Here is a 12,636-nt window from a genome sequence, read left to right as displayed (position 1 = left end):
CAGCACCGGCGCCGACGGCCGGAAGGAGAACGTCCCGTCGCCGTTGGCGTAGCCGGTCGTGATGCCGGCGCCGGCCAACCAGGCGATGTCCTCGGCGAAGGTGTTGCCCGCGACGTCGGTGAACTCGACCGGGTCGACCGGGGACTCACCCTCGAGGGGGTCGTAGCCGACGAGGGTCGGGTCGTGGTCGCTCGAGCGGAACACCGACTCGTCGTACAGCAGCGTCGCGTTGTTGTTGTAGCGGCTGTACTCACGCCCGACGGGCTCGTCGGCGTTGATGTCCCACGTGTCGGCACCCGTGACCCGGTCGAAGGCCGCTGCCGAGGCGAAGACGTGGTCGAGCGAGCCGACCCGGCCCTGGAACAGGTACGTCGCCCCTGCGTCGAGCTCGGCACCGACGTTGACGAATCCCGCCGCCTCGAGCACCTGGAGCGGGTCCTCCATCACGTAGGAGTTGAAGTCACCGACCAGGAAGATCTGGTCGGTCCCGGTCGAGGCCTCCAGGCTCTCGGTGAAGCCCACGAGCGCCGTGGCCTGACGGACGCGCGACGCGTTCGACGCACCCTGGCCGTCGCCCTGGTCGGCGTCCTCGCCCGAGCCGGAGCCCTTCGACTTGAAGTGGTTGGCCACGACCACGAAGGTGCTCTCGTCTCCGCCGCCCTTCGGCCGGAACGCCTGGGCCAACGGGGCACGGGCGTTCACGAACGCCGGGTCGTCGAGGATCGTGGACTCGCCGACCGCCTCGACCGCGTCGACGCGGTAGATGAATGCCGACCGGATGACGTCCGTGCCCCCGTTCGTCGGCACGACCGCCGGGCTCGCTACGGCCGCCCACGTCTGCTCACCGGTCGCGTCGTTGAGCGCGGCCACCAGGGTGTCCAGTGCCTCGTCGCGATCCTGGCCGAAGGCCGCCGAGTTCTCGATCTCGGCGAGACCGACGACATCGGCGCCCAACGTGTTGATCGCCGTGACGATCTTGACCTGCTGACGCTCCAGGTTCTCGTCGTTCGCCGCACCGCGCGGACCGTTCGGCGCACAGCGGTTGGCGTTGACCGGCGCGCCGGTGCGGTCGCGGTAGTACGTGCACGAGCCGAGACCGCTGGCCACGAACTCCTCACCCGTGGTCGAGAAGTAGTTGAGCACGTTGAAGCTCGCGAGCTGCACCTCTCCGCCCACGTCCTCGGGCTTCGACTCGGCGGTGCGGAGCCCGTCCTCGATCACGGCCGGCTTGGGGCCGTCGGCGGTGAGCGCCGAGGTGGGCTGGACGCGCCAGGTGTCGAAGCGGTAGTCGAGCACGAGCGGGTCGGTGAGCGTCACGGCGGCGCCGACCCGGATCTCGGTGTCGGCCGTCAACCAGGTCTGGGCGACGTCCTTCGCGCCCCCGGCGAAGTTCGCCGAGGAGCCGTCGTCGAGCGTGACGGCCAGGGCCGCGTTCTCCTCGACCATCTGGGTGTACTCGGGGGTCCCTGGGGCCACGACGTCGGTGGGCTGGTTGAGCGGCTCCGTGCCGGCCGCCAGGCCGATCTCCCCGAACGTGTGGGTCTCGTAGTTGTTCGTCACGGTGAAGTCGCCGTCGAGCTCGACGAGCATGCCTTCGAGGGCCTCGCGGTCCGAGGCGGGCAGCGGGAAGTCGAGCACGGTCGGCAGCACCGGCTCTGCTGCGGCCAGCTCGGTCCACGAGCCGGGCGAGGCCGTGATCTGGGTCAGGCCGAAGTACTCGCTGACGGTGCCGGTGACCTCGATCGTGTCGCCCACGGCCACGTCGGCGGCGAGCGTCTGGGAGTACACGAAGATGCCGTCGGAAGCGGCGGCCCCCGGGTTGCGCGGACCCCCGGTGCCGGCGGTCTGCAGGTAGATGCCGTCAAGGCCGCCCGTGGGGAAGGCCGCCGTCACGACGCCCTGGGTCGTGACGGCCTGCCCGACGAGCGGGCTGACGTCGGTGGTGCCCTGGATCTCGGCGATCGTCGCGGCCGTCGGATCGAGGGGCGGCTCCGGCTCGTCGACCTGACATCCTGCGGTCCCGCAGGGCGTGATGGTCTCCGAGACCGTGAGGTCGGCGCCGTTGACGTCGGTGTCCGTGGCGCCCTCGCGAACGATCGAGCGCGGCACGCTGTTGCTCGTCGGCGCCGGGGCGACCGCCGTCTCGAACGTCGTGGCGGTGCCGTAGCCGACGAGGTCGACGCCGCCACCAGCGGTCCAGTCGGGGTCGACCGTGACGTCACCGCTGACGGTGCTCGTCAGCGCGGTCGTGCCGTCGACCAGGGCGACGACCCCGGCCGTGCCGCTCGGGGTGAACGAGGTCTCCAGGTCGGCCACGGTCAGCGGCACACCGGAGCTGCCATTGCTGTTGCCCCGCACCAGGAAGTCGCCACCGGCCGGGATCGAGCCGCTGAGCGGCGTCACGGAGAAGGTTCCGGTGGAGCCGCCCGTCGCGGGCCGGTACTGCAGCGACCAGCCCGTCAGGTCGACGGGCTCGTCGGTGGGATTGTGCAGCTCGACGAACTTGTGCGTGTAGGGAGCGTTCGCACTGCCACCGCTGAGGTACAGCTCGGCGATGACCGGACCGGAGCCGTCCGGCGCGGCCTGCGCGGGCACGGCCGCCAGCAGGCCGGCCGTCAGCGTCGCGGCGACGGTGGCGAGGGCAGGGACCAGGCGGCGCGAGGCGCGGCCGGGAGATCGGGGCATGGAGGACGACCTTCTGACGAGTCGGGACATGGCGCACCGACTCCGAGGGTCGTCGACCTTCGTGTTTCCCCCGAAACCGTGCTCACCCACCCCATCGCGGCAGCCGACCCGGATCAATACCTCAGGACGAACCCCCGGTGACGATTCGGTGTCGACCTGGTTCGCCGGTCTGTCAGTCGGTCCGCCAGGTGGTCCGCCGTGCCGCGTCGATCAGTACGAGGAGTCGTCGCTCGCGCCCGTGCCGGCGCCCCCGGCCTCCCGCGCGGCCGCGTCGTCGAGGATCGTGGCGGTCGCGCTGGTGCCGAACCGCGTGACGCCGAGGGCGCGCATCGCGAGCAGGGTGTCGAGGTCACGGACGCCGCCGGAGGCCTTGACCTGGACCGCGGGGCCGACGCTGGCCCGCATGAGGGTGACGTGCGGAACGGTGGCTCCGCCTCCGGCGAAACCGGTGGACGTCTTGACGAACGCCGCGCCCGCGCGCTCGGCGGCCGCGGACGCCGCCACGATCTGGTCGTCGTCGAGGTAGGCCGTCTCCAGGATGACCTTGACGACGTGGTCGCCTGCCGCCTCGACCACCGCGGCGATGTCGGCCTCGACGTCGTCGAGCAGCTCGGACCTGAGCCGGCCGATGTTGAGGACCATGTCGAGCTCGACGGCGCCGTCGGCGAGGGCCTGGCGGGCCTCGGCGACCTTGGTCGAGGTGGACGTCGTGCCGTGCGGGAACCCGATCACGGTGCCGACCGCGACGCCCGAGCCGGCCAGTCGCTGCACGGCGTGAGAAACGTCGCTGGGGCGAACGCAGACGCTGAAGATCCCGTACTTCGCCGCCAGGTCGAGGTCAGCGTCGACCTCGGCGCGGGTCAGCTCGGGCTTGAGGATCGCATGGTCGATGAGCGCCGCGATCTCGGCGGCGCGGACGGCGGGCGTGACGGACTCGGACATGCCGCCCAGCCTACGACGCTCGCCTGATCCGCCGCCGGTCCGCACGACTAGGCTGGTCCGTCGTGGGCGTCGTGATCGTGGCTGGACCGTCAGGCTCTGGCAAGTCGCACCTGGGTCAGCGACTCGGGTGGACCGTGCTGCGCCTGGACGACTTCTACCGCGACGGCGACGATCCCGACCTTCCCCGCTCGGACCTCGGCATCGCCGACTGGGACCACCCCGGCTCCTGGGACGCCGACGCCGCCGTCACGGCCATTCGCGAGCTCGCCGAGCACGGCACGACCGAGGTGCCCGTGTACGACATCGCGACGAGCCGGCGCACGGGCACCCACACCGTCACGTGCGGCGAGCGGTTCATCGCCGAGGGCCTGTTCGCCCCGGACGTCGTGGCGGCGTGCCGCGCGGCCGGGGTGCTCGACGACGCCCTCTGCCTGGCCCGCCCGCGACTCCTGACGTTCGTGCTGCGGCTGCGTCGCGACCTGCGCGAGGGGCGCAAGCCTCCGCTCGTGCTCGTGCGCCGGGGCTGGCGCCTGCTCCGCGACGACCCTGCCGTCATCACGCACGCCGTCGAAGCCGGGTGCCGCCCGGTCAGCCCCCGTCGCGCCTTCGCCAGGCTGTCGGGCTGAAAGTGACGCCTGACCGACGGTTCCGCGGGGCTGAGGACAGGCAAGAGCGTCACGAACCGACAGCGGTGGGCACGGCTGCCCAGATCCCGCGGTCGGACCGAGTCCGAGGGATCGCGGCTGCTGGGGCAGAAAGTCTGAGGGGTTGAGGGTGCCAAGACACCCTCAACCCCTCAGCCTCCGCGATCCCGCCCGATCCCTCAGAGCGCGGCGTACCCCGGCTTGATGACGTCGTCGATCAGGGCGAGTCGCTGGTCGAACGGCAGGAACGCGCTCTTCATGGCGTTGATCGTGAACCAGCGCAGGTCGTCGGGACCGTACCCGAAGGCATCCGCGAGGAGCTGGAACTCCCGACTCATCGACGTGCCGCTCATGAGCCGGTTGTCGCAGTTGATCGTGACACGGAACCCGAGGTCGGCGAGCGGTCCGATCGGATGGTCGGCGATCGACGACATCCCCGGGACTGCGGCGGTCTGCAGGTTCGACGAGGGGCACATCTCGAGCGGGATCCGGCGATCGCGCACGTAGGCGGCGAGCGGACCGAGCCGCGGCCCACCGGGGGCGTCGAAGTCGATGTCGTCGACGATGCGCACGCCGTGACCCAGCCGATCGGCGCCGCAGCGCTGCACGGCCTGCCAGATCGACGGTAGCCCGAACGCCTCGCCCGCGTGGATCGTGAAGTGCGCGTTCTCGCGGCGCAGGTACTCGAACGCCTCGAGGTGCAGGATCGGCGGGAAGCCGTCCTCGGCCCCGGCGATGTCGAAGCCGGCGACGCCCCGGTCGCGGTACTCGACCGCGAGCTCGGCGATCTCCAGGCCGCGATCGGCGTGGCGCATCGCGGTCAGCAGCTGGCCGACGACGATCTCGCGGCCCTCGTCCGAGGCCTCGGCCCGCCCCGACTCGATCCCGGCCTGCACGGCCTCGACCGCACCGGCCAGGTCGAGACCCTGCTCGAGGTGCTGCTCGGGAGCCCAGCGCAGCTCGGCGTACACCACGCCGTCGCGCGCGAGGTCGAGCACCGACTCGTGGGCCACCCGCGCCAGGTCCTGCGGCCGCTGCATGACCGCAACGGTGTGCGCGAACGTCTCGAGATACCGCGGCAGCGAGCCCGACGAGGACGCCTCCGCGAACCAGGTGGCGAGGCCGTCGACCGTGTCGGCCGGCAGCGCGTGCCCGATCTCCTCGGCGATCGCGGCCACCGTGGCGGGCCGGACCCCGCCGTCGAGGTGCTCGTGCAGCGCCACCTTGGGCGCTGCGGCGATCTGCTCCGGCGTGGCCGGGACGCCCCCGCCTCGACGTGTCACGCCCAGCTCGGCACGCGTGCGTGCCTCGTGGCCTGTGGTCACGGTGTCCCACCTTCCATGAAGAGCGAGACGGTCTCGGCGACGCACGCCGGACGCTCCTCGCCGCGGATCTCGACCGTGTGGCGCAGCGTCGCGCGCTGGCCCTTCTCGACGTCCTCGACCGAGACCAGCTCGACCGTGTTGCGCACCTTGGAGCCGACCCGGACCGGGGTCACGAACCTCACCTTGTTCAGCCCGTAGTTGACCCGGGCGAGATTGCCGGCGAACGCGAAGACCTGGGCGCCCAGGAACGGCAGCAGCGACAACGTGAGGTAGCCGTGCGCGATCGTGGTGCCGAAGGGTCCGTCCTCGGCGCGCTCGGCGTCGACGTGGATCCACTGGCGGTCGCCCGTGGCGTCGGCGAACAGGTCGATCCGGTCCTGCGTGATCGTGAGCCACTCGCTGGAGCCCAGCGTCGTTCCTGCCGCCGCGGCGATCTCGGCCGCGTCGTTGAAGACCTTCATCCGTCACTTCCCGGGTGGTGCTGCATGGCCCCTCGACCCTAACGGAGGGGAACTGCGACGCAGGTCACACCCGCGACATTGGTCGGTCCCGATCTCAGTCGACCCGGCCGAGCACGACCGAGGCCGGCAGCTCGGGAGCGTCCGAGCCGATCGCGAACGCGTCCTCCAGCGCGGCCGCCGCCCGGGCGAAGCGCTCGGGCGTGTCGGTGTGGAGCTCGATCAGCGGCTGACCCGCACGGACCGTGTCGCCCGGTTTGGCGTGCAGCACGACGCCGGCGGCGGCCTGCACCTGCTCCCCCGGGCGCGAACGGCCGGCCCCCAGGCGCCAGGCCGCGACGCCAACGGCCAGCGCGTCCAGTCGGCCGAGGACGCCGCCCGCCGGCGCCGTGATCACGTGCGTCTCCTTCGGCGTGGGCAGCGTCGCGTCCGGGTCGCCCCCCTGGGCCGCGATCATCCGGCGCCAGACGTCCATCGCCCGACCGTCGGCCAGCGCCTCTGCCGGGTCGACGTCGGAGCGACCAGCCGCGGCGACCATCTCACGGGCCAGCGCGACGGTCAGGTCGACGACGTCCTGCGGTCCGCCGCCAGCGAGCACCTCGACCGACTCGGCGACCTCGACCGCGTTGCCGGCCGTCAGGCCCAGCGGCGTCGACATGTCGGTCAGCAGCGCGACCGTGCGGACACCCGCGTCCGTGCCGAGCGCGACCATCGTCTCGGCGAGCTCGGTGGCGTGGGACAGCTCCTTCATGAAGGCACCCGATCCCGCCTTCACGTCCAGCACGAGCGAGCCCGTGCCCTCGGCGATCTTCTTGCTCATGATCGAGCTCGCGATGAGCGGGATGGCCTCGACCGTGCCCGTCACGTCGCGCAGTGCGTAGAGCTTCTTGTCGGCCGGAGCCAGGCCCGCTCCGGCGGCGCAGATCACGGCACCGACGTCCTCGAGCTGGGCCAGGATCTCGGCGTTCGAGAGGTCGGCGCGCCACCCCGGGATCGCCTCGAGCTTGTCGAGCGTGCCGCCGGTGTGGCCGAGCCCGCGGCCCGAGAGCTGCGGCACCGCCACCCCGCACGCGGCGACGAGGGGCGCCAGGGGCAGCGTGATCTTGTCGCCGACCCCGCCCGTGGAGTGCTTGTCGGACGTGGGCCGGCTGAGCGCGGAGAAGTCCATGCGCTCCCCCGAGGCGATCATGGCCGCGGTCCAGCGGCTGATCTCGTCGCGGTCCATGCCGTTCAGCAGGATCGCCATCGCGAGGGCCGACATCTGCTCAGGGGCCACGACACCGCGGGTGAAGGCGTCGACGACCCAGTCGATCTGCTCGTCGCCGAGCCGCTGGCGATCGCGCTTGGCCGCGATGACGTCGACGGCGTCGAAGGGTTCAGTCATGGGGGACTCCTTGCTGAGCAGGGGGTGGTGGTGGGGGCGGCGGAACCGGGCCGACCGGTGGCCGTGGTGGCTGTGGCGGGTACGGGTAGGCCGGATGGGTCGGGTAGCCGTACGGGTACGGGTACGGATGCGGGACCCACATCGGCCGCGGTGGCGGCTTGGGCGGCAGGGGCGGCCGGGTGCGCTGCAGGTCTTGCGACCGTGCCAGGCGCTCGACGATCAAGACGAACACGACCGACGTCCCGAGGGTCGGCAGGACGTCGAGCGGCCCGTACTCCTGGCTCGTGACCTGGACGACGTGGAAGCCCTCCAGCAGGAACAGCACGAGGTTGTTGGCGACGTGGGCGGCGATAGCCGCTTCCAGGCCACCGGTGCGGATCACGAGCCAGGACGCCATGAGCGCGAAGATCGTGACGTCGACCAGACCCCACAGGTCGTAGCCGTGACCGGCCACGAAGAGGGGGGTGCTCACCAGGACCGGCACGATCGCGAACCGGGTCCACGAGCCGACGAGCTGGAACAGGTAGCCGCGGAAGACGTACTCCTCGGCGGTGGCCTGCACCGGCACCAGCGCGAGCGCGATGACGCCGTAGAGCACCGCGTCGTCCGCGAGGCTCGGAGCCGCCACGTCCCCGCCGAGCCCCAGGGCCAGTCCGCCGACGATGACCACTCCGTAGAGCGCGAAGGCCACGGCCGTGACCCGCAGGAGCCAGCCCCAGCGCACCCGGCCCTCCACCGACGACAGGTAGCCCACGGGGCGGGGCCCGGTCGCCAGCACGCTCAGCAGCACCGCCGGCAGCATCAGCGCGATCGAGGCCAGCAGCACCGCCAGCACCCACGGGGAGTCGATCTGACCCGCGACGAGGTCGTCGACCCAGCGGTCGAACGCCTCCGGATCCGTGGGCCTCAGGACGAGCACCACGACCACGAGCAGCGCACCGAGCGCCGCCGCGACGGTCAGGTAGCCCAGCGTCCCGATCAGACCGGCGACGGGCAGCTTCCACCACGCGTGATCGGGGTGCTCACGCGCGAGCCGGTGGTACGGGGTGGCCACGTTCAGGGCGCTTCGCTCAGCTCGCACACCAGGCTCTCGTAGCCGCGCAGGACCCAGGTGGGCCGCCGCGGCGACTCGCGCAGCTCGATCGTGCCGAAGCGCGCCAGCAGGGTCCGCAGGCTGATCTGCAGCTCGAGGCGCGCGAGCGGCGCACCGAGACAGAAGTGCAGCCCCATGCCGAAGCCGACGTGCGGGTTCGGATCGCGCGAGACGACGAAGGCATCGGCGTCCTCGAACGCGACCGGGTCGCGGTTGGCCGAGCCCATCAGGCACGCCACGACCTCCCCCGTTCGCACGACCTGCCCGTCGACCACGGCGTCGGCCGTGGCGGTGCGCTCGAACAGCTGCAGCGGGGCGTCGAAGCGGATGAGCTCCTCCAGCGCCGTCGCCACGTCGACCTCGCCCGAGCGCACGCGGGCCTCCTGCTCGGGGTGTGCCAGGAGCGCGACCAGCCCGTTGCCGAAGGTGTTGACCGACGCCTCGTGCCCGGCGTTGAGCAGCAGCACGACGGTCGCGACGAGCTCGTCGTCGGAGAGCTTCTGCCCCCCGTCCGGGCCGGCACCGTCACGGGCGGCGATGAGATCGGTCACGAGGTCGTCGCCGGGGCTGGTGCGGCGGTGCTCGACGATCTCGCGGACGTACGCCGCGAAGTCGGTGCTGGCCCGAACGGCCGCCGCTCGAGTCGGCTCGTCGACGTCCGACTCGTACATGTGCACGATCGCCTGCGACCAGTCGCGCAGCAGCGCGTGGTCGGCGCGGGGAAAGCCCAGCAGGTCGGCGATCACGAAGACGGGGAACGGTTCGGCGAAGTCGGCCAGCAGGTCGCTGCCCGGCACGAGCCTCGCGACCATCTCGGCCGCAAGCGACTCGATGCCCGGACGCAGCCGCTCGACGTGGCCGCGGCCGAACGCACCGGCCAGCAACCGGCGCATGCGGGTGTGCTCGGGGGGCTCGTTCTCCATGAGCTGGTTGCGGTGCAGCGTGTTGAAAGGCTCCATGACGTCGGCCGGCTCGTGATCGGTCCACAGCCGACCGAAGGACCGGTCCCGCAGCACCTGGGTCACGGCGGCGTGGGTCGTGGCGAGCCACCGCCCCGAGGGCTCGTGCCACAGCAGGTCGCCCGCAGCCCTCAGCTCGGCAAGTGCCGGGTACGGATCGGCGACGAACGCAGGATCGGCCAGGTCGAGCTGGCTCGCGGTCACGCCGGACCGTCTTCGCCGTGGGCGGGGTGGTCCGCGGTCGCGAGGTCGCCGGCGTCGAAGGCGTCCGGGAGGACCTGGTCCATCGTCCTGATGCCCGACGGGGTCTGCAGCTGCATCGTCGGTCCGCCGTTCTCCCACAGGAGCTGACGGCACCGCCCGCACGGCATGAGCGGACGGCCCTCGGAGTCGACGCAGGCGACCGCGATCAGCCGGCCGCCGCCCGTCGCGTGCAGCGCCGAGACCATGCCGCACTCGGCGCACAGCGCGACGCCGTACGCCGCGTTCTCGACGTTGCAGCCGAGCACGACCCGCCCGTCGTCGACGAGCCCGGCGACCCCGACCTTGTAGTGCGAGTACGGCGCGTAGGCACGGCCCATGACCTCGGTCGCGTAGCGGGTCAAGGACGCCCAGTCGATCGGGTCGTCGGCCCCCTTGATGCCCAGCGACATCGCGGCCCCCTGGCCCGGGCTCCCGGCCATCAGCCCGCCCCGCCTCGTCGGTACTGCTGACCGTCGGCCGCGGGCATGCGGAGCCGTTGCGAGAACACCGCGAGCACGAACAGCGTCACGACGTACGGCGTCATGCCCGTGAAGGACGTGTTGACCGAGTCGGAGCTGAAGTACCAGACGAACGCGCCGATCGAGAGCCCCGCCATGACCGCCGCCGTGATCTTCTCGGCGGCCCGCAGCTTGAGCACCGCGAAGACGGCCAGCCCGATCGCCACGAGCAGCAACAGCGCGTGCACGAGCACACCACTGTTGGAGAGCAGCGAGATGCCGTCGGTGTAGCCGAACATCAGCGACCCGGTCAGCACGCCACTCGGACGCCAGTTGCCGAAGATCATGGCGGCCAGGCCGATGTAGCCGCGGCCACCGGTCTGGCCGACCGTGAACGACGACGAGGCGACCATCGCCAGGTAGGCACCGCCGAGACCCGCGAAGGCACCCGAGATGAGGACGGCCACGTACTTGTAGCGGTACACGTCGATGCCGAGGGTCTCGGCCGCCTGGGGGTTCTCGCCGCACGATCGCAGGCGCAGACCGAACGAGGTGCGCCACAGCACCCACGCGGTCACCCCCACGAGCACGAACGTCAACACGGTGAGCAGCGAGAGCCGGGTCGTGACGCCCGCGATGGCGCCGGCGACGTCGGAGATGATGAACCAGTTCCGGTCGGCCAGGGATCGCGCGCCGTCGGCGACGAGCGGCACCGTGAACTCCGGGGGCGTCGAGTAGCCCGAGAGGTTGCGCGGCCCGCCACCCTCGAGGTCGTCGAACGTCGTCTTCGCAAGGAAGCCGATCGCGCCGAGGCCCACGATGTTGATCGCGACGCCCGAGATGATGTGGTCGACGCCGAACGAGACGGTGGCGATCGCGTGCAGCAGGCCACCGAGCAGGCCCATGAGCGCCGCGCCCAGCACGCCCGCGAGCGGGCCGTAGTGGTACGCGAAGAACGCGGCGCCCCAGGTGCCGAGCAGCATCTGACCCTCGAGTCCGATGTTGACGATGCCGGCCCGTTCGGCCCACAGGCCGCCGAGGCCCGCGAGCAGGATGGGGCACGCGCCGATGATCGCCGCGCGAAGCGTGCCGGGAGCCGTGATCCGGTCGGCCCCGGTGTAGAGCCGGACCGTCGAGATCACGACGATGACCGCGAGGGCGGCGAGCCACCACGTGTAGCGGATGGTGCGGGCGCGGGCGACCTCGGCGCTGAAGCCCTGGTGCTGCGTCGTCATGACGCCACCACCTCCGCCCGCTCGGCCTCGAGCTGTCGGGAGACCCGCTCGGCCTCGCTCCTGGCCCGGCGGCGGCCGACGACCTCGTACGCCACGACGACCGCGAGCACCGTGGTGCCCTGGGTGATGTCGATGACGTCCTTCGCGATGCCCGCCGACTGCAGGTTGTTCGACTGCCCGGACAGGAAGGCGAACAGGGCGGCGGCGAAGAAGATGCCGAGGGTCCGGTTGCGACCCAGCAGCGCGACCGCGAGGCCGAGGAAGCCGAGGCCGGCCTGGAAGTTCTCCGGCACGCCGAAGGTGTGGACCGAGCCGAAGTAGGCCGGCATCCACACCAGGCCCGCGACGGCCCCCGACAGCGCCATGGTGATGAGCGTCATCCGCTTGACGTTGACCCCGCTCGCGAGGGCCGCGGTGGACGAGGCACCCGTGACGCGCAGCTCGAAGCCGAACCGGGTGCGCGCGATGAGGAACCAGTACCCGATGCCCAGGATCAGGGCGAGGCTCGACAGCGCCCACACGTCACCCGGGGCGTCGGCGAAGATCTTGAAGCCGAGCGGCTGCGCGTCGAGGGGAAGCCGCTCGGTCGTGAAGGTGTAGCCACTGGCCTGGCCGTACTTCGTGACGAGGTAGCCCGCCATCGTCAGCGCGATGTAGTTGAGCATGATCGCGCTGATGACCTCGCTGACGCCGCGGAACACCTTGAGCAGACCCGCGATCGAGGCGTAGGCGGCACCGGCGAGCGCCGCGACCACGAGGGTCGCCAGGATGTTGAGCGGGCCGGCGACCAGACCGCTGCCGGCGAAGAACGCCCCCGCGCAGGAGCCCACGATGTACTGGCCCTCGACGCCGATGTTGAACAGGCCCATCCGGAACCCGATCGCCGCCGCGATGCCGGAGATCGAGAGCATCGCCGACTGGTTGATGATCGTGAGCAGGACGCGATCGTTCGGCACCGAGAAGATGACCTGCAGGAAGTCGCCCGGCGAGCCGCCGAAGGCGGCGATCAGGACGCTCGTGGCGAGCATCGCGGCGACCACCGCCACGAGGGGCGGCAGCAGGCCGCTGACGACCGAGCCGGCGATCCGCCGTGCCGCAGGCGTCGCCGACCCTCCGGCGGGCGCCTTCTCGCGCTCGCTCATGACGCCACCACCTCGCAGAAGAACGCCACGATAGGCGCTGGCGTCATGACTCGATCCCCATGATTCGC

11 protein-coding genes are annotated in these 12,636 nt (G+C 71.5%); 1 reads left to right on the top strand and 10 read right to left on the bottom strand.

The annotated features are described in order from the left end of the window. Both KAG51_RS11580 and deoC read right to left on the bottom strand, forming a co-directional pair. Nucleotides 1–2,685, bottom strand: a 2,685-nt coding sequence (locus tag KAG51_RS11580) for an ExeM/NucH family extracellular endonuclease (RefSeq protein ID WP_290583810.1), incomplete at its 3' end; no start/stop codon positions are given. 210 nt (nt 2,686–2,895) lie between these two features. After that, nucleotides 2,896–3,627 carry a deoxyribose-phosphate aldolase gene (gene deoC / locus KAG51_RS11575; RefSeq protein ID WP_290583808.1) on the bottom strand — a complete coding sequence of 244 codons (732 nt, stop codon included), beginning with the start codon at nt 3,625–3,627 and terminating at the stop codon, nt 2,896–2,898. A gap of 62 nt (nt 3,628–3,689) precedes the next feature. Between deoC and KAG51_RS11570 the strand changes: the two genes are divergently transcribed. After that, nucleotides 3,690–4,253 carry an ATP-binding protein gene (locus KAG51_RS11570; RefSeq protein WP_290583806.1) on the top strand — a complete coding sequence of 188 codons (564 nt, stop codon included), beginning with the start codon at nt 3,690–3,692 and terminating at the stop codon, nt 4,251–4,253. A 197-nt stretch (nt 4,254–4,450) separates the two neighbouring features. Here KAG51_RS11570 and KAG51_RS11565 read toward each other — a convergent pair whose 3' ends face one another. The 8 genes from KAG51_RS11565 to KAG51_RS11530 form a co-directional block, all read right to left on the bottom strand. Beyond that, nucleotides 4,451–5,554, bottom strand: a complete 1,104-nt coding sequence (locus KAG51_RS11565) for an adenosine deaminase (RefSeq protein WP_290583814.1) — start codon at nt 5,552–5,554, stop codon at nt 4,451–4,453. 38 nt (nt 5,555–5,592) lie between these two features. Then, complete coding sequence (locus tag KAG51_RS11560) at nt 5,593–6,057, bottom strand: MaoC family dehydratase (RefSeq protein WP_290583804.1); 465 nt, start codon at nt 6,055–6,057, stop codon at nt 5,593–5,595. Between the two features lie 94 nt (nt 6,058–6,151). Then, entirely contained in the window at nt 6,152–7,438 is a 1,287-nt protein-coding gene (locus KAG51_RS11555; RefSeq protein WP_290583802.1) for a thymidine phosphorylase, read from the bottom strand. Continuing rightward, nucleotides 7,431–8,492, bottom strand: coding sequence for a type II CAAX endopeptidase family protein (locus KAG51_RS11550; protein WP_290583800.1), 1,062 nt, complete (start codon nt 8,490–8,492; stop codon nt 7,431–7,433). Before KAG51_RS11550 ends, KAG51_RS11555 begins: the two co-directional genes overlap by 8 nt. Before the next feature lie 2 nt (nt 8,493–8,494). After that, nucleotides 8,495–9,694, bottom strand: coding sequence for a cytochrome P450 (locus KAG51_RS11545; RefSeq protein ID WP_290583798.1), 1,200 nt, complete (start codon nt 9,692–9,694; stop codon nt 8,495–8,497). Then, nucleotides 9,691–10,143, bottom strand: coding sequence for a cytidine deaminase (locus tag KAG51_RS11540; RefSeq protein ID WP_290583812.1), 453 nt, complete (start codon nt 10,141–10,143; stop codon nt 9,691–9,693). Before KAG51_RS11540 ends, KAG51_RS11545 begins: the two co-directional genes overlap by 4 nt. A gap of 29 nt (nt 10,144–10,172) precedes the next feature. Continuing rightward, a complete protein-coding gene (locus KAG51_RS11535; protein WP_290583796.1) occupies nt 10,173–11,426 on the bottom strand; it encodes an ABC transporter permease in 1,254 nt (417 codons plus the stop codon). Continuing rightward, nucleotides 11,423–12,568, bottom strand: coding sequence for an ABC transporter permease (locus KAG51_RS11530; protein WP_290583794.1), 1,146 nt, complete (start codon nt 12,566–12,568; stop codon nt 11,423–11,425). Before KAG51_RS11530 ends, KAG51_RS11535 begins: the two co-directional genes overlap by 4 nt. Nucleotides 12,569–12,636: the final 68 nt, after the last annotated feature.

Origin of the sequence: Aeromicrobium sp., assembly GCF_023146395.1 — a bacterium.
Lineage (GTDB): Bacteria > Actinomycetota > Actinomycetes > Propionibacteriales > Nocardioidaceae > Aeromicrobium.
The sequence above is the reverse complement of the archived record's forward strand: the minus strand, read 5'-3'. Positions and strand labels throughout refer to the sequence as shown.